At 73.3% G+C, this 17669-nt stretch carries 11 protein-coding genes; 8 read left to right on the top strand and 3 right to left on the bottom strand.

Features of this window, described 5'->3' with window-relative positions; genetic code table 11:
- Positions 1 to 68 precede the first annotated feature (68 nt).
- Positions 69 to 4748, bottom strand: a complete 4680-nt coding sequence (locus ACIQIB_RS14595; protein WP_400758161.1) for a tetratricopeptide repeat protein — start codon at positions 4746 to 4748, stop codon at positions 69 to 71.
- 47 nt (positions 4749 to 4795) lie between these two features.
- Positions 4796 to 5113, bottom strand: a complete 318-nt coding sequence (locus tag ACIQIB_RS14590; protein WP_400651824.1) for a trypco2 family protein — start codon at positions 5111 to 5113, stop codon at positions 4796 to 4798.
- Between the two features lie 239 nt (positions 5114 to 5352).
- On the opposite strand from ACIQIB_RS14590, the gene ACIQIB_RS14585 reads away from it, so the two are divergent.
- From ACIQIB_RS14585 to yidD, 8 genes are all read left to right on the top strand, one after another.
- The gene (locus tag ACIQIB_RS14585; protein WP_400758159.1) at positions 5353 to 6858 is read left to right on the top strand and encodes a PLP-dependent aminotransferase family protein; all 1506 of its coding nucleotides are present in this window, start codon (positions 5353 to 5355) and stop codon (positions 6856 to 6858) included.
- A gap of 194 nt (positions 6859 to 7052) precedes the next feature.
- A complete protein-coding gene (locus tag ACIQIB_RS14580) occupies positions 7053 to 7562 on the top strand; it encodes a hypothetical protein (protein WP_363614500.1) in 510 nt (169 codons plus the stop codon).
- A gap of 103 nt (positions 7563 to 7665) precedes the next feature.
- Positions 7666 to 8457, top strand: coding sequence for a DUF1963 domain-containing protein (locus ACIQIB_RS14575; RefSeq protein WP_363614498.1), 792 nt, complete (start codon positions 7666 to 7668; stop codon positions 8455 to 8457).
- Between the two features lie 652 nt (positions 8458 to 9109).
- The gene (locus tag ACIQIB_RS14570; RefSeq protein ID WP_400758157.1) at positions 9110 to 10450 is read left to right on the top strand and encodes a hypothetical protein; all 1341 of its coding nucleotides are present in this window, start codon (positions 9110 to 9112) and stop codon (positions 10448 to 10450) included.
- 624 nt (positions 10451 to 11074) lie between these two features.
- Positions 11075 to 12484, top strand: a complete 1410-nt coding sequence (locus ACIQIB_RS14565) for a family 2B encapsulin nanocompartment shell protein (RefSeq protein ID WP_363614494.1) — start codon at positions 11075 to 11077, stop codon at positions 12482 to 12484.
- 149 nt (positions 12485 to 12633) lie between these two features.
- Entirely contained in the window at positions 12634 to 13527 is an 894-nt protein-coding gene (locus ACIQIB_RS14560; protein WP_400758155.1) for a hypothetical protein, read from the top strand.
- Positions 13528 to 13684: 157 nt separating this feature from the next.
- On the top strand, positions 13685 to 14458 hold the full coding sequence (locus ACIQIB_RS14555) for a hypothetical protein (RefSeq protein WP_400651836.1): 774 nt from the start codon (positions 13685 to 13687) through the stop codon (positions 14456 to 14458).
- 99 nt (positions 14459 to 14557) lie between these two features.
- Positions 14558 to 15133 (top strand): membrane protein insertion efficiency factor YidD, encoded by a 576-nt coding sequence (yidD, locus tag ACIQIB_RS14550; RefSeq protein ID WP_400758153.1) that lies wholly within the window; start codon positions 14558 to 14560, stop codon positions 15131 to 15133.
- Positions 15134 to 15260: 127 nt separating this feature from the next.
- Here the strand turns inward: yidD and ACIQIB_RS14545 are convergent, their stop codons facing one another.
- On the bottom strand, positions 15261 to 17576 hold the full coding sequence (locus ACIQIB_RS14545; RefSeq protein ID WP_400758151.1) for a glycosyl hydrolase family 18 protein: 2316 nt from the start codon (positions 17574 to 17576) through the stop codon (positions 15261 to 15263).
- Positions 17577 to 17669 lie beyond the last annotated feature (93 nt).

Raw genomic sequence — 17669 nt, 5'->3', positions numbered from 1 at the left:
CCTAATCCGACCCCAATGCAGGAGCCGGACCGCTCGGGCCGTCATGCGGCTCCAGCTCCGAAGAGCCGCTACGTCGAACGCCTGATCAGTTTCGTTCGGGTCTCCAGGGCCAGCCGCTGTTGCCGCTCGACCAGCGTGGGTTCCGTGGCACCCAAACCGCGGAATACGGCCAGCGCCTCGTCCACGGCCGCCAGCGCTTCGGCCGACCGTGCTCCGGCGAGAAGCCGGGCCCTGGCGTACGCGAGCAGGGCGGCGCCGAAGTCGAGTTCGTGGGCGGCGGGGGCGGCGTCCCGGAGGCGGCGCCAGACCTCGACCGCCCGTTCGGTGGTCCCGGCGGCCTCGCCGTGCCGTCCGGCCCGGGCCAGGCAGAGGCCCAGGACCGGCAGTGCCCGCGCCAGGTCGGCCTCAAGGACGAGGGGGTCGGCCTCGGCCGGCGGGGTGAGCAGGGCGACGGCCTCCTGGGCGTACGTCAAGGCCTCCTCGGGCCACTCCGGTTCCTCCGCCAGGCACTGGGCGAGCCCGCTCAATGCCGAGGCCAGAATGGTCCGGTAGGGGGCGGGACCGGTCTCGGCGAGCGGTCGGGCGGCCCGCACCGCGCGTTCGAGGAGAGGCAGCGCGGCCGCCCGCTGTTCCAGCTCGGTCAGGATCACGCCGTGCACGCAGAGCGCGACGGACAGGAACGGGCCGTGTGCGGGATCGAGCCCGGCGAGAGCGTCACAGGCGTCCACCGACTCCTGGGCGGTCCTCACCGCCTCGTCCACCCGGCCCGCGCCGAAGAAGAGGAAGCCGAGCAGGACGAGGGCCAGGGCCGGGACGGGCTGGTGCGCCGTGCGGTCGGCTTCGGACAGTTCGCGCCAGAGACGGACGGCCTGCTTCATCGGGGGCAGCGCCTTGCCGCGCTGCCCGGCCTGCATCAGGTACTCGCCGAGGTTCCCCAACGACGCCGCGAGAGCGGCCCGGTGGGCCGGAGTGTCGGCGCGGGCCCGGATCCGGCGCCGGACGGTCACCGCCTTCCGGGCGGCGGCCAGCGCCTCGGCGTGCCGCTGGACCGATGCGAGCTGGCGTCCGAGCAGGTCGAGCGTCGCGGCCTGTTCCGGTTCGTGCGTCTGCGGATCGTCCTTCGCCAGCCGGTGGCGGAGCTTCGCGACCTCCTTGGTCACACCGGGCGCGTCGTGCCGTTGTCCCGCCAGGGTCAGCGCGCCGGAGAGCGAGCTGAGCCGGGAGGCCGACTCGGGCAGCCGGGCGAGGGGCGCGGCCGCGGCCACCTGCAACTCGACCGCCACCGCCTCCCGCACGATCGGCACGGCCTCCGGCAGCCGGCCCAAGTCCCGCAGGCACAGGACACGGTGGATCAGATACCGGGAGAGTGCGGGCCGGAACGCCCGGGGATTGGTACGGGCGAGACCGCGTGAGATCTCGACGGCCTCGGTGATCCCCGCCAGCGCCTCCTCGGCCCGGCCCAGTGCGCGAAGATGAACGCCGAGGTTGTTCAGGCACGCCGCGAGGTCGGGGCGGACGACCTCGGAGTACTTCGCCGGCCGCGACCGGTAGATCGTGACGGCCTCCTCGATCCTCTCCACGGCCTCCTGGTGTCGCCCGACGTCGTCCAACCGGCTTGCGAGTGTGGTCAGACCCATGGCCAGATCCATGGCGAAGACGCCGGGGGAGGCCTCGTCCAGTTCGCGGTAGATACCGGCCGCTTCCTCGGCCAGGGTGAGGGCGCCGTGCGGATCTCCGGTGTCCGCGAGCTGGTTGGCCTGCGTGTTCAGGCTCATGGCCAGCTCACCGCGGAACGCGTCGGGCTGGGCCTCGGCCAGGATCCGGTAACGTGCGACGGATTCGCGGCCCGCTTCGACGGCCTCGTCGTGGTGCCCGAGGGCCGCCAGGTCGATGGCGAGTGTGTTGAGGGTCATGGCCAGCCCGGGGCCGAACGCGTTGGGGCGCCCTTCGGCGAGCCGGCGGCGGATGGCGGTGCTCTGCCGGACCGCCTCCAGGGCCTCCTCCCATCTCCCCATCTCGGACAGGCAGTTGGATCTCGTGTTCAGGCCGACGGCCAGGGCGGGGCGGAAGGTGTCGGGGTGTTCCTCGGCCAGCGGCCGCAGGATCTCCAGCGCCCGGTCGATCGTCTCCAGCGCCTCTGCCCGCTGCCCGGTGTCCAGGCAGTGGATGGCGAGGTTGTTCAGATCCAGCGCGAGGTTCGCCCGGGCCCCTTCCGCCCCGGACCGGACCAGTCCCTCCCGGATCCCGACGGCTTCCCTGCCGGTTTCCAGTGCGCCCGGTGCGTCGCCCAGTTGCCGCTGGGTGTCGGACAGGCTGTTGAGGCTCTGTACGTGGTTCGACAGGATGGCGTCGGACGAGATCCCGGTCGCGGCCAGCCGCCGGTGGATGCCGACGGCCTCGGTCGCCGCGGCGAGGGCTTCCCGCCGCCGCCCCAGCGCGCGAAGGCAGACGCCGGCGTTGTTCCAGGCGGCGGCCAGTTCGGTGCGGGCGGCAGCGGTCCGGGGCGATGCCGCCCGGCTGAGCAGCCCGACGGCCTCCTCGGCCGCCGCCAGCGCCCGGTCCGGCTCTCCGACGTCCATCAGGCGCTTGGAGAGCTCGCGCAGTCTGGTGGCGAACGCGACCGTACGGTCGGAACCGTCCACGCCGGAGGCGCGCTGTGCGGCGACGATCCGCTCCAGGAGACGCACGGCCAGGGGAGCGAGGTGGTAGGAGGACAGCGGAACGCGGTCGGCCAGCGACTCGAGGTCCGACAACGGGGTGTCGGGGTCGTCGGACAGCCGGTGCAGTGCGGTGAGCAGCGGTTCGGGTGCCTCGACCTGCGTGGCGACGTCGACGGCGGGCGGGCCCAGCAGGGCCGGACTGCCGGTGCACAGGTCGGTGATCAGGCCGTCCAGCCGACCGCGGAGCGGCGGGTGTGCGCCGGCCCTGGTGAGCAGCGTCAGGAACCGGGCCGCCCGGGCCCGGTCCAGAGCGGGCACCAGACGGTGGGCGAGGGAGTGATCGGCCTGTACGCGCCGGCCCACGAGGTGCTCGGCGAGCCGGTCGGGCTGCAGGGCGCCCCAGGGGCCGGGGCCGGTCGGCGGGTAGGTCGCGGTGATCCACGACCGGACGGCCTCGCGGCGCTCCCCCTGGTCCGCGAGGCTCGGCACCCTCCGCAGGACGTCGGCCGCCTGCTCACGGTCGTCCGCTCCGACCAGCAGGGCCGCGGCCAGGGCGTCCTCGAGTGCCCCGTCCGTCAGCGGTGGCCGCAGCCGATGGGCGGTGGCGTTCCTCAGCCAGTACCGCCGCTCGTGCACGAGCATGCGCTCTTCGACGTCGGCCGCCTCCCCGGTCGTCGTCGGCGGCGCGGCATCAGGAGGGTCGTCGGCGGAGTCCCGGACGGTGTCCAGCAGGTCGGCCAGCGCGGTCATCTGCAGCGTCAGGGCGTTGTCGAACCCCGCGCGGTCGAGGACTGGGACGGGCAGGGCGCGGGCCAGGGCCGGCCAGTCGGGCCGTTGATGTCCGCTGACACCGGGCAGCGCCGCCGCGAACGCCTCGGCCGCCCGCCGGTACGTCCGCGGGCGGTCGGCCGGCGCGGCTTCCAGCGGGGGGAGCCCGACCACCGGAGCGCCGTCGAGCAGTTCCTCGGCGATGCGATGGGCGGCCTTCGCGTTGTTCCACCAGTCCCCGGCGGTGCGGGAGAGCAGGAGCAGCCTGAACGGCGCGGCGTGCTCCTCGGCGGCCGCCAGCAGGGCGGACAGCTCGTCGAGGCGGGTCTCCGCGTAGTCCAGCACCACCAGCAGGGGGCCGGTGACCTCCCACAGCGCGGCCAGGTCCGTCGGTGCCGCGTTCGCCCGCGGCCACAGCACCGTCCAGCCTTCCGGGAGCGGCCGCCGGGCCAGCCGGCGGGCGAGTTCGTGCGCCACGCGGGTCTTGCCCTGCCCGCCGGGGCCGTGGAGCAGCCAGGCGCCGAAACCCGCCTGCTCGCACCAGGCGGTCAACCGGTGCAGGAGCTCCTCACGGCCGTGGAAGTCCACGACCTGCCGTTCGGCCGTCAGCAGGGCCGCGGGAGAGGCCAGTCCGCCGGCCGGCCTCGGCGGCTCCTTCTCGACCAGGTCCTGGAACTCCACCAGCCCCAGCGCCGTCGAGCCGGCGCCGTGCTCGTCCAACGCGGCGCGGAAGGTCGCGTCGTGGTGCAGCACATAGGCCGGCACCGCCCTCAGCGCCGAGTGCCCGTAGTACGCCATGTCACTGGCGACGACCCCGATCAGCATCCCGCCGCAGAACAGCGCCGCTCCCGACAGCCCGGCCCAGGGTGAGAGCCCCGCGCCGGTCGGCTCGGGCGGGTGGTCGTCCAGCCTGACGACGTAGTGGTTGCCGACGAAGCCGCTGCCCGGGTTGATCCTTCCGGTCTGCTGCCCGGCCTCCGTCGCCCTGCCGGGGCGCTGGGCCACGGCAGGGGTGCCCCAGGTCTCGCACTTCTGCCGTGGGCGCGAGGTGGCCAGGCGCCCCCAGCGGACCTTCGCGCCGCCGGGCGGGTACCACCGCCCGTCGTCCACGAGCACCAGCGCGGCGTCGTCGCGCTCCCCGGGCGTACCGCACCACACCACCACGCCGTCGTACAGCGGTTCTTCGCCCGGGCGGTACAGCCGCACCGTCGTGGCCCGGCCGACGACGTGTGCGGAGGTGAGCACCAGCCGCGGGCCGACGACATAGCCCGATCCGGGCCCGTCCGGGCCCTCCACCGTCACCACACGCTCGCGTTCCACCCCGACCCCTCCACCTGCTCGTCGCGTCCGTGTCCGCCGGTGCGGGGTCAGCCAGGAATGCGCCCGCCCACCGGCCCGGGACCCTTGGGGCGCTGGGCGGACCCGCGGATGATCACGTCCTGGTCGTCGGCGGTGCGCGGCGTCAGCGTGAAGGACACCCGGTGGGTGCGGCCGCGGGAGACCCCGGCCTCCGCCTCCGCCGTCACCGCCCACACCCGGAAGCCTCCCCTGGCCTTCGCGTCCGCGCGCAGCTCGACCTCGAACTCCATCTCCACCGGCCCCACCGCGAACGCGATGTCCTGGCCGATCCCGCGCGCCGCGGCCTCCAGCAGCTCATCGCGCACGGCCGCCACCGCGTCTGCCAACCCGATCTCCACGAGCCCCACCCCTTCGGCGATCACGACATCCCGGCGGAGGGCCTGCGCGCAGGTCCCGCCTCGAGCCCAACTCTCCCGGGCGGGCGAGATGCTACCGGCGCGGACCGGCCCGGGGGGAGGAATAGCGCAGGATCGGAACACGGTCTCTGCCCGGCCGAGCCGGTCCGCGCCCCACGGCCCGTATCGGCCGGCGGCCGGTCACGACCCGCCCGGTAGGGTACGTGATCATGACGGACACCCCGGTCGGGCACCCCCGGACGCACACCCGCCCGACCGGCGGCACTCCCCGGACCGGCACCGCGCCCAGGGCCGCCACCGCGCGCAAGACCGGCAGCGACCTGCACCTCGAACTCGCCGCCGGGGGCCGCCGCGCCGCGCTGATGGCCGCCCTGCGCGAGGCGATCCGCAGCGGCCGGCTCACCCCCGGCACCCGGCTGCCGCCCTACCGCTCGCTCGCCGCCGACCTCGGCATCGCCCGCAACACCGCCGCCGACGCGTACGCCGAACTGGTCGCCGAGGGCTGGCTCACCGCCCGCCAGGGCTCCGGCACCACCGTCGCCGAGCGCGCCGAGCCCGTCACCCCGGCCCGGACCCGCCGGCCGTCGCCGCCGCCCCGGCCCGCCCACGACCTGCGCCAGGGCCAGCCCGACGCGGCCTCCTTCCCCCGGGCCGACTGGCTCGCCGCCGGGCGCCGGGCCCTCACCGCCGCGCCCAACGAGGCCTTCGGGCCGGGCGACCCACAGGGCCGCCGCGAGCTGCGCGCCGTCCTCGCCGACTACCTGGCCCGCGCCCGGGGCGTGCGCACCGACCCGGACCGCATCGTCGTCTGCTCGGGCTTCGCCCACGCGCTGCGACTGCTCTTCGACGGCGCGGGGGCCGTGCTGCCGGGGCGGGTCGACGGGCCGCTGGCCGTCGAGGCGTACGGGCTCTCCTTCCACCGGGCGCTGCTGACCGCCGCCGGGGTGGCCACCGTGCCGCTGTCGCTGGACGAGAACGGCGCACGGGTCGGTGAATTGACGAACCGTCAGGATGTCGGGACGGCGCTGCTCACCCCCGCCCACCAGTTCCCGACCGGCGGGCCGCTGCACGCGGCCCGGCGCGCGGCGGTGGTGGACTGGGCACGCGGGCGCGGCGGTCTCGTCCTGGAGGACGACTACGACGGCGAGTTCCGCTACGACCGCCAGCCCGTCGGCGCCGTCCAGGGGCTGGACCCGGAGCGGGTCGTCTACCTCGGCACCGTCAGCAAGAGCCTCACCCCCGCCCTGCGCCTCGGCTGGATGGTGCTGCCCGAGCACCTGGTGGACCGGGTGCTCGCCGCCAAGGGGGAACGGGAGGCCTGGGCCAGCGCGCTGGACCAGCTCACGCTCGCCGAGTTCATCGACTCGGGCGGGTACGACCGGCACGTCCGGCGGATGCGCCGGCGCTACCGGGACCGCCGCGACCAACTGGTCGCGGCCCTCGCCGCCCGGGCCCCGCACATCGAGGTCTCCGGGATCGCGGCCGGTCTGCACGCGGTGCTCCGGCTCGCGCCCGGCACCGAGCGGTCGGTGCTCAAGGCCGCCGCCTACCGGGGGCTGGCCGTGGACGGCCTCGCGGACTACCGCCACCCGCTGGCCGACCCGGACACCACGCCCGCCGCGGACGGCCTGGTCGTGGGCTACGCCACCCCGCCCGACCACGCCTACCCGGCCGCCCTCGCCGCGCTGTGCGACATCCTGCCGCCGCCCGTCTGAGCCGGGGCCGGGCGCCCGCCGGCCCGGGTGGCGGCAGCCGTCCGGGTAGAGGCGGAGGGTAGGCGTCCGGACGGCGCGGCGGGAGGGCGGAGCGTACGCAATGGCCCGCCGCGTCCGCTCCGCTGTCATATGCCAGTACGGGCCGAGGCGGAGGCGGGCGCCGCAGGCGGCACCGCGCCCTACGCTCCATGGTCATGCGCAGAACACATGTGAGCCGCTTCGGACTTGCCGCGATCCTGGCCCTCGTGGTCGGTCTGCTCTTCTCGGCCGCCCCGGCCCAGGCCGACACCCCGCTGCTCGCCGTCAGCGCCGACAGGGCGACGGCGACCCCGGGCTCCTCGGTCACCCTGACCCTGACCCTCACCAACCCCCACAACACCCCGGTGCAGTTCGTCTACCAGTCCATCCAGCCGACGTACGCGACCACCCAGCTCACCGGTCTCAAGTACGCGTTCTCGGCCTGCGGCGGCAACGTCAGCGCCTGTGACACCGGTGCCACCACCGGCATCGTCCACCACACCGTGCCCGTCGCGGCCGGCGGCAGCACCACCGTCACGCTGACCTACGCCATCGCCTCCGACTCGGCCTGCGGCTCCGGCGCACGGATCGACTTCTACACGTACATCTACTACGAGTACCAGTCCGGCGGTGCCAGCGACTCCGGCATCCTCAACGTCCCCGGCAACGAGGTCACCTGCTCCTGAGCCCCGCCCCCCTCGAACCCCCGTCAGGTGCCGGCCGCCCCCGTACCGGCACCTGACGGGCTGTCCGGGTGGATTGTCGGACCCGGATGGCAGGCTTGCGCCCATGGCCGAACCGCTGCTCACCGACCCCGCCGGGGCCCTGACGACCCCGATGCCGTACGCCGTGCACGCGGCGATCCGCGAGCGGGCCGACGAGCGGACCGCCCCGCTGGTGGACGGGCTGCTGCGACCCTCGCTCGCCCTGCACGCCGGTCCGCAGGGCCCCGAAGGCCCGCGGGCCGGGCACCTCGGCGGACGGCCCGTGCTGCCGGCGGGCACCGACTGGCCGGAGTCCGCCGGGCGGCCGATGCAACTGCTCGCCCGGCTCGACTGCGCCGCACTGGCCGAGGCCTTCCGCACCACCGGGCACGGCGGCCGGTGGCCGCTCCCCGCCGACGGGCTGCTGCTGTTCTTCCACGACGACCGCTTCGCCGACTTCAGCGGCCACGGCTGCCGCGTCCTGCGGGTGCCCGCCGACGCCCCGCCCGGGCCCGCCCCCGCGAGCGGGGCCGGCGCGTCCGTGCTGCCGGCCGTCGAGGTCCGGGCCCACTGGGCGCTCTCCGCGCCGTCCTACCAGGACCGCGAGCTGGAGAACCTCTTCCCGGACGACTTCATGATCGCCCTCGACCTCGCCGCCGACTTCCGCGACCACCTGCCCCGGCCCGACGTCCGGGTCCTCGGCTGGTGCGACACCGACACCGGCCGCCCCACCGGCCACCGCCCGCTGCTCCAGGTCGAGGGCTCGGCGGCGGGCGCGGACTGGGGCGAGACCGTCAACGTGTCGTTCTGGATCACCGACGAGGACCTGGCGGCGGGCCGCTTCGACCGCGTCCGGCAGGGCTTCGAGGTGGCCTGAGCGGCGACCGTCCGCGTCGCTGATCCGGCTGCGGTACGGGCGGCGTCCTACCCCCGGGCGAGCCCGCGGTACCGCTCACCAGGCCCGACCCATGTGCTCCTCAGCTGTACTCCTCAGCGTCTCTGGCCGGAACGGTCCAAGGACGCTTCCGTCCTCCCTGGGAGCCTTCCGCCTGCCCTGAGCGGCGACGAAGCTGGTAACAGCCGCCGGGGAGCAACACCCCGACGGCCCGCCGGACGAAGCGTCACCGCGGGACGCGAAGCCGGATCCGACTGCCCGTCGTGCCAGGGAAGGCCGTTCCATGCCTCGTACCGTCACCACCATGACCGCCGCGGTCGTCACCCCACTCCCCTCCGACGACATGATCTGGGGCTGACCACCCGCCCCCACCGTCACCGGCACACCGCCCGATCGGCTGCTCCTGCAGGGCAGCCGCCCAGCGCACCGGGACGACGCTCCGGAAGCCGCGTATCCGCAGACCGGGGACGGTCGGGCAGGCGTGCGGCGATCCCTGTCCGTCCCGTTTCGCGAGGGCTCTGACCCAGGTGGCGGCCACGACCGCGCCGCCGGCCCGACGGCACCCCCGAGCGTGTGCCCTGCACCACTTCAGTGCATGCACCCCTTTCAACCGCGTCCAGTCATGGAGACAACTGTGTCCGTTTCGCGTTCCACAGTCCGCGCCGCTTCCGTCCTGCTCGCCGCCGGCCTGTCCGTCCTCGCCCTCGGTGCCTCCCCGGTGAACGCCCAGCCGGGCCCGACGGCGGACACCACGCCCCCCGTCGTGGTCGACCACTACGACAAGGGCGGTGCCGGCCAGGGGCCGAGCACCCCGATCGAGGCTCAGAACTCGCTCATGGCCGCCGCTCCGGTTCTCACCCGCTCCCAGGTCCTCGCCCGCGCCGACACATGGGTCGGCAAGAACCTCGTCTACAACGGGAGCGGCGCTTTCCAGGGCTACCGCACGGACTGCTCCGGTTACGCCTCGATGGCCTGGAAGCTGGGCACTCCCGGCCTGGACACCACCAGCTTCGTCCCCGGTGGTGTCGCGTCCTGGCTCGGCAGCAAGAACGACCTCAAGCCGGGCGACGCCCTGCTGAACAACGCCGCGGGGCTTGCCGGACACATCGTCATCTTCGACCAGTGGGCCGACAGCGACCACAACTCCTACATCGGATACGAGTTCACCGGATCCGGCGTCCATCACCGGACCATCCCCTACCCCTACTTCTCCGGTCACGGCACGTTCGGCCCGGTCCGTAACAACAGTGTGATCGACGACCCGGTCGCCCCCACGACGCCGGTGTACAGCGGTGATGTGCCGGTGGCGGGGCGTTGGCCGGGGTCGTCGTCGACGACGGTGGGGGTGTTCCGGGACGGGGTGTGGGGGTTGCGGATCTCGAATTCGGCGGGGCCTGCGGATGGGACGGTGAGTTTCGGTCAGGCGGGGGATGTGCCGATCGTGGGTGACTGGGACGGTGTGGGTCATTCGCAGTTGGGTGTGTACCGTCCGTCGACGAACACGTTCGCGGTGCGTCATGACGATGGTGGTTCGACGTCGTTGGTGTTCGGTCAGGCGGGGGATGTGCCGGTGGTGGGGAACTGGGATGCGAACGGGCATGCGCAGATGGCGGTGTACCGTTCGTCGACGAACACGTTCACGGTTCGGCATGATGACGGTTCGGTGTCGTCGGCGGTGCTCGGTCAGGCGGGGGATGTGCCGGTGGTGGGTGACTGGGACGGTGTGGGTCACGCGCAGATGGGTGTGTACCGTCCGTCGACGAACACGTTCGCGTTGCGGCATGACGACGGTTCGGTGTCGTCGGCGGTGTTCGGTCAGGCGGGTGATCTGCCGATCGTGGGTGACTGGAGTGCCAAGGGGCGTAGTACGTACGGCATTTACCGTCCGTCGAGTGCGACGTTCGCGCTGAGTGGTGCGTATGCGGGGCAGGCGGACACGGTGTTCCCCTTCGGTAACGGCGGCACCTGGAGCTGACCGGAGGCAGGACCGGAGGAACCGACGGGCCGGGGCGTGTGCGAGTCGGCCGACAAGCGGCACCCGCACGCCCCGCTCCGTTCCCTGGCTGCCCCGACCCGTTGCTCCGTCGCGAGGTACGACGAACAGGCAACCCGGGACGGCCGGTTGCGGTCGCCTCATTCGAACAGCCGTCCTGGTTCGCCGGAGAGTCGGCGTTGGTCCGAGCGCCGCTCCGAGCGTCGGCCTGCGAGATGTGTGCATCTGTTCGAGAGTCGAACGAACGTTCCCTGGGTCCGTGGCCCCCCGTTGGGCCGCGGGCCTCGCCGTTTCGTCGTTCGAGCGGAAGGGGGCGTTCCGGCGCGCGGGCGATTCGCATGCACAGGGATTCGAAGATCTGTCTAGAGGAGGCCGAGGGATTCCAACCTCTTCATGGCCGATATTCACCCTATCGGGCGGCACCTTCTGCATGGACCGGTCCGGCGGGGCGTCTTTGATCTAGGGTTCCGGATGGGCCTTCGGAAACGGCGGCCACCCTGCGAATCTTCGCCAACTTCCCATTATCCACGCATATGTGACGACACGTCGCGGCTCGCGCCGGGGCGGGTCCGGCGCGACCTGACCAGATGAAGGAGAACCCTGCCGATGCCGGTGGACACCAGCTCGGAGTCACAGCAGGTGCCGCAGCAGTCGAGCCTCGCCACGGCCGCTGCCCGCAACCTCGCCACCACCACCAAGTCCGCACCCCAGATGCAGGAGATCACCTCCCGCTGGCTGCTCAAGGTGCTGCCCTGGGTGCAGGCCGCGGGTGGTGCCTACCGAGTGAACCGGCGGCTCACCTACACCGTCGGTGACGGCCGGATCGAGTTCATCAAGACCGGTTCCGAGGTCCGGGTCATCCCGCGCGAGCTGGGTGAACTCGCCCTGCTGCGCGGCTTCGAGGACGACGAGGTGCTGACCGCCCTCGCCGACCGCTGCGAGCAGCGGGACTTCGGGCCGGGCGAGGTGCTCGCCGAGGCGGGCGCGCCGGCCGACCGGATCTACCTCATCGCCCACGGCAAGATCAACAAGATCGGCACCGGCAAGTACGGCGACGACACCGTGGTCGGCGTCCTCGGTGACGGCGACCGCTTCGGCGAGACCGCGGTGCTCGACCCGGACGCCGTCTGGGAGTTCACCGCCAAGACCGTCACCGCCGGTACCGTCCTCTCGCTGCCCCGGCGGCAGTTCCAGACCGTTCGGGACGGCTCCACGGCGCTCCAGGAGCACCTGCGTGAGTTCCTGACCCTGCCGCAGCAGGCCCAGAACGAGCGCGGCGAGGCCGAGATCGCGCTGTCGGCGGGCCACCACGGCGAGTACGAGCTGCCCGGCGCCTTCGTGGACTACGAGCTGAAGCCGCGCGAGTACGAGCTGAGCGTCGCGCAGACCGTGCTCAAGGTGCACACCAGGGTCGCCGACCTCTACAACCAGCCGATGAACCAGATCGAGCACCAGCTCCGGCTGACCATCGAGGCGCTGCGCGAGCGCCAGGAGCACGAGATCGTCAACAACCCGGAGTTCGGCCTGCTCAACAACGCCGACTTCGACCAGCGGATCCAGACCCACTCCGGTCCGCCCACCCCGGACGACCTCGACGAGCTGCTCAACCGCCGCCGTGACCCTGACTACCTGCTCGCCCACCCGCGCACCATCGCCGCCATCGGCCGTGAGCTGAACTCGCGCGGGCTCTACCCCCACCATGTCGACCTCGGCGGGCAGCAGGTGCCGGCGTGGCGCGGGGTGCCGATCCTGCCGTGCAACAAGATCCCGATCACCAAGGAGAACACCAGCTCGATCCTGGTGATCCGGACGGGCGAGGACAACCAGGGCGTCATCGGCCTGCACCAGACCGGGATCCCGGACGAGTACCAGCCGAGCCTCTCGGTCCGCTTCATGGGGATCAGCGAGAAGGCGATCATCTCCTACCTGGTCAGCGCCTACTACTCGGCCGCGATCCTGGTGCCCGACGCCGTCGGCGTGCTGGAGAACGTCGAGATCGCGCACGGCCGCGCCTGAGCGAGGCCGCGCCCGGACGGCCCGCCCCCGGAGGCGGGCCGTCCGGCGTCGGCTCTCCCCGTACCGGCCGACCCTCCTGAGAACACGAGAGGTGTAGGGAGCCCATGCCGCAGCCCCAGCAGCCGACGGATACCGATGGACGGTCAGCCGTGACCCGAGAGCTGACCTTCGCGAGGAGCGGCGGCGCTGCCGTCGGCGCTCCCGGGCGCGGAGTCCGGGTGGCCGGGGCGGCGGCCGGGGTGGCCGCGCTCTGCGCGCTGCTGAGCGGCGCGGCCGCCGCCCGGCCCGCCGGGCACCACGGCGGGGGGCGCGCGCACGGTCCGGTCGTCGTCGAGACCTGTGTCTCCGCCGGGACGGACGTCTCGGTTTCGGTCGGCAAGGGCGGCGTGGGTGTCGAGGTGGACGTCGACGTGGAGGTGGGCGTCTCCGTCGACCTCTCCGGGGTCCTGCACCATCCGCAGCCGCACCACCCCAAGCCCGATCACTCCGGCGGACACCACCACCCGTGTCCGAGCCCGACGCCGACTGTGACGCCCAGCCCCACGCCCACGCCCACGCCCACGCCCGCGCCCACGCCGACGCCGAAGCCGACTGTGACGCCGACGCCGACACCCAGCTTCACGCCGACCCCGACTCCGACGCCGCCCCCCGTGCCGGTGCCGCCGCCCGCGCCCACACCCACGTCCGCACCCACCCCGCCGCCCGCGTCGCCCCGGCCGGAGCCCAAACCCGCGCCGACGCCGGACGTACGGCCGGCCGTACCGCCCCCGGCTCCCGCGCCCAAACCGCCCGCGCCGCCCAAACCGCCCGAACCGCCGGCGCCGACCGTCGCGCCGAGCCCGGCGGCCCCCAGCCCGGTGCGGGCGACACCCGCCGCGAAGCCGCTCCGGCTGCCGCCGGCCCCGCCCCCGCCCGCCCCGGAGCGTCGGCACGGCACGTCGCCCACCCGGACGATGCTGCTGGTCACCGTGCCGGCCGTGCTCGCGGCAGCGGTCCTGCGCCCGCGCGGCGGGTCCGGACGCGGCGGCTCCGGCCGGTCCTGAGGCGGGCTTCCCCTGAGGTCGGCAGCTCCTGAAGTCGGCCACTGCCGAGGCCGGTTGCCGCTGGGGCGGCCGGTCCCGAAGCCGGGTCCGCCCGCCCGTGGGCGGGCCCCCGGCCACGACGAGAGATCCACCCCCAAGAAGCAGGAAGGGAGTTCCCATGTCCGAGTGGTTGGCGCTGGCCATCGCCATGTCGGCGGCCTGCGCCGTCGTGGTGGCGGTGGTGCTGCTGAGGCACCGCAGGGTGCGCGAGGGCGACAGCTCCGACGAGACGCCGGACGTCATCGAGTACATGACGATGATGATCGGCGTGGTCTACGCGATCGTGCTCGGCCTCGCCATCGCGGGCGTCTGGGAGGCGCGCGGCGCCGCCCAGGACGACGCGCTGCGCGAGGCGCAGTCGCTGCACGAGGTGAGCGAGCGGGCGCAGGTCTACCCGGTCGAGTTCCGCGACAAGGTCCGGGCCGACGTGGACGCCTATGTCTCGTACGTGGTGGACGTCGAGTGGACGTACATGCGCGAGCACGGCGAGATCTCCGACCGGGGCACCGAACTGCTGGACAAGCTGCGGGCGGACGTCGCCACCCACGCCCCGGAGAGCGACCTGGAGTCCCAGGCCTACCAGCCGATCATGGACCGGATCAGCGCCGTCGACGAGGCCCGCAACGCCCGTGGCCAGAACGCCGGTCCGACCATGCCGGGCGTGGTCTGGTTCGGCCTGATCGTCGGGGCGCTGGTCACCGTCGGCATGGTGTTCGCGCTCCAGATCCGGCGTTCGGCCAGGGAGTTGGTCCTGGCGGGTGCGTTCAGCGCGTTGATCGCCTTCCTGCTCTTCCTGATCTGGGACTTCGACGACCCGTTCGGCCGCAGCGTCTCGGTGACCACCCAGCCGTTCACCGACCTCTTCCCGACCCTGGGCGGCGGCAGCGGCTGACCGCTGTTCGGGCGGCTGCGTAGCCGCCCGCGCCCTCGGATAATCTGACCGGGTCGTTGGGGGTCGGCCCCGGCGGAAGCACCGAAGGGATCATCCGTCGTGTCCTACCAGCAGCCCGGCCCCGGCGTCTCGTTCCCGCCGCAGCGCCCCCAGCGGGCCTGGTGGTGGCTGCCCGAGTCGGAGCGCCTCCGACGGCGGGAGCAGCGGCGGGCCTGGGAGGAGTACCGGCGCCGCAACGGCAAGCCGAAGAAGCGCGACAACGACTGCCTGGACGCCTGCGACTGCTGCGACCTCGCCGACCCCTGTCTGATCGCCCTCGTCCCGGTGATGATGGCCGCGGGCGTCCGGTTCGCCCTCGCCGGCGTCCGCGCCGGACGGCGGCCGGGCGGTGCGGGCGGTGCGGGCCCGGAGACCGGTGCGGACCGGGCGGCGCCCGTTTCCGAGGGCTTCGCGGCGGGCGCGCTGTACGGGGCGGTGCGGTACTACCGGACCGAGATCAGCCCGAAGCGCCCGGCCTGCTGCCCCTACACGCCGTCCTGCTCGACCTACGCCGTCCAGGCGCTGCACCGGCACGGTGCGCTGCGCGGCGCCCGGCTGACCGTCGGCCGGCTGCTGCGCTGCCGTCCGGGCGCGACCCCGCGCGGTGGAGCGGACCCGGTGCCGCGGAAGCGGTAGCGGCGGGCGGACACCCACGCCCGGACACCCCCGCCGGGCACACACGCCGGACACCACGCCGGACACACGCGGGGGCCGCGCGGATCACCTCGATCCGCGCGGCCCCTGGCCGTTCACTGACGGTGCGTCAGTGCAGGCTGCTGTTCATCGCGTTGAGCAGGGTGCCGGAGGCGTCGTCGTTCTCCAGGGAGAAGGCGAACATGCCGGCCAGGCCCTTGCTCTTGGCGTACGCCCCGCGCGCCTGGATGGCCTGCGGGGTGTCACCCGTCCAGAAGTTGGTGCCGTCGTAGACCCACGAGGTCTCGGTCACCGGGTCCCAGTGGGTGTTGGCCGCGGTGGGGGTCAGCTCCTTCCAGGCGGCCAGACCGGCCTCCTGGCTCAGCGGCTTGGCCGCGGTCGGGCCGGTCGCGCTCTGGTAGAGGCCGTAGTTGGAGCCGGCCGGGACGCCCGTCCAGCCGCGCCAGTAGAACGGGATGCCCAGCACCAGCTTGTTCGCCGGGAACCCGCCGGTGATGCCGTACTCCGGCAGGCCGGTGGTGTACGCGGCGAGCGTGGTGTCCACGTTGTACTTGCGGGTGCCCGGGGTGATCGGCGTGGTCGGGTCGGCCGGGCTGTCGTGCAGCGGGTCCTGGTGGTTGGTCGGGCCCTTGGCGTCCCAGGCGCCGTGCATGTCGTAGGTCATGATGTCGGCGTAGTCCAGGTACGCGCCGATCTTGTCGGTCTCCAGCAGCGCGATCTTGTCCTGGCCGCTCGGCAGTGCCGCCGTCAGCAGGAAGTGCTTGCCCTGCGCGGAGCCGAGGGCGTCCAGCTGGGTGCGGAACTCCTTCAGCAGCAGGGTGAAGTTCTGCTTGTCGGCGGGGGAGTAGTGGTTGCCGGTGTGACCGCCGGCCGAGCCCGGGTACTCCCAGTCGAGGTCCACGCCGTCGAAGAGGCCGGCCGCCGAGGCCTGCCCGCCCGAGGCGTCACCGGCGATGTTGGTCGGCAGGTTCCCCTTGAGGAACATGTCGACGCAGGAGGAGACGAAGGCCTTGCGGGAGGCGTCGGTCGCGGCCGCGTCCGAGAAGTACTTGGAGTACGTCCAGCCGCCGATCGAGATGGTGAACCGCAGGTTCGGGTACTTGGCCTTCAGCTGGCGCAGCTGGTTGAAGTTGCCCTTGAGCGGCTGCTCCCAGGTGTCGGTGGTGCCGTCCACGCTGTTGGCGCCGGTGTAGCTGTCCTGGTAGTCCGCGTAGGCGTCGCCCGCGCCGTCACCGGCGTTGGGGTTGTTCTCGTTGCCCGAGTCGGAGGCCTTCACCGCCTGGAAGCAGGTGTGCGAGGTGGGGTGGATGTTGGCGAAGGCGTAGTTGATGACGTCGAGCTTGCTCGCGGCGCCGCTGGTGTCGACGTTCTTCGGGTAGTACGCGTTCTCGTAGATGCCCCACTGGTCGAAGTAGGCCGACCGGAACGGGCTCGCCGCGGGCGCGGCGGAGGTGGTGGTGCTCACCGGCGAGGACTGGGCGGAGCCGTGGGTGCCGGAGTAGCCCTGGACGCTGAAGGTGTAGGCGGTGCCGGGCAGCAGCGAGCTGACGGCCACCGAGGTGCCCATCGAGGTCGCCACCAACTGGCCGCCGGAGTACACCTTGTAGGAGACCGGGCCGTCGCCGCTGGTCAGGGTGGACGGCTGCCAGCTGAGCACCACGGCGTTGCTGGTGACCTTGCTGACGGTCACCCCGGTGGGCGTGGTCACCTTGCCGTCGCCGGCCGGGCCGGTGGCCGTGGCGGTCGCGGTGGGGCTGGCGCTGCCGGTCGGGCTGTTGGAGGCCGTCGGGCTGTTCGACGCGGTCGGGCTGCTGGACGAGGTCGGACTGCTCGACGCCGTCGGGCTGCTGGACGCGGTGGGGCTGGTGCTGCTGGTCGGCCCGCCCGGGCCGGTCAGGCTGAGGTCGTCCGCGCGGTAGGTGCCGGTGCCGTACCAGCCGTGGGTGAAGACCGTCACCGAGGTGGTGCTCGCACCGGTGGTGAAGGTGGTGCTCAGCTGCGTCCAGCCGGTCGCGTTGGGCGCCCAGGTGGAGGCGTTGACGCCGGTGCCGGTCGCGCCGAGGTAGACGTAGCTGCCCTGGACCCAGCCGGCCAGGGTGTACGTGGTGTTGGGCTGGACGGTGACCGTCTGCTGGCACTGCGCGGTGTCGGAGGCGGAGGCGGCGGCGCTGAGCGCGTAACTCCCGCCGTGCACCGGGGTGGTGACGGCCGACCCGTTGGCGCAGGTCCAGCCGGCCAGGGTGCCGGTCTCGAAGTCGGCGTTGGTCAGCAGGTTGACCGCGGCGGCCGAGGCCGTGTTGAGCGACAGGGCGAGGGCGGCGCTGCCGGTGGTGAGGGTGGCCGCGAGGGCCAGCGCGGTGGCGCGCCGGCGGGGCGCGGTGGACCGGCGGGTGGCAGGGCGTGCGGGCAGGACTCTGTCGTGCATGCGATGTCCTCCGGATGAGTGGGGGTTTCCGGCGGTGCGACGGCCCGGGGCGGGCCGCAGGGGAGCCGAACCGAGCGCTGTGGGGGCGCGCGG

The sequence above is a fragment of the Kitasatospora sp. NPDC092286 genome (genome assembly GCF_044755565.1).
Classification (GTDB): domain Bacteria; phylum Actinomycetota; class Actinomycetes; order Streptomycetales; family Streptomycetaceae; genus Kitasatospora.
The sequence above is the reverse complement of the archived record's forward strand: the minus strand, read 5'-3'. Positions and strand labels throughout refer to the sequence as shown.

Coding starts and splice junctions, on each gene's coding strand:
- ACIQIB_RS14585 (WP_400758159.1), top strand. CDS start 5,353: ATGACGGACACCCCGGTCGGGCACCCCCGGACGCACACCCGCCCGACC.
- ACIQIB_RS14580 (WP_363614500.1), top strand. CDS start 7,053: ATGCGCAGAACACATGTGAGCCGCTTCGGACTTGCCGCGATCCTGGCC.
- ACIQIB_RS14575 (WP_363614498.1), top strand. CDS start 7,666: ATGGCCGAACCGCTGCTCACCGACCCCGCCGGGGCCCTGACGACCCCG.
- ACIQIB_RS14565 (WP_363614494.1), top strand. CDS start 11,075: ATGCCGGTGGACACCAGCTCGGAGTCACAGCAGGTGCCGCAGCAGTCG.
- ACIQIB_RS14555 (WP_400651836.1), top strand. CDS start 13,685: ATGTCCGAGTGGTTGGCGCTGGCCATCGCCATGTCGGCGGCCTGCGCC.
- ACIQIB_RS14545 (WP_400758151.1), bottom strand. CDS start 17,576: ATGCACGACAGAGTCCTGCCCGCACGCCCTGCCACCCGCCGGTCCACC.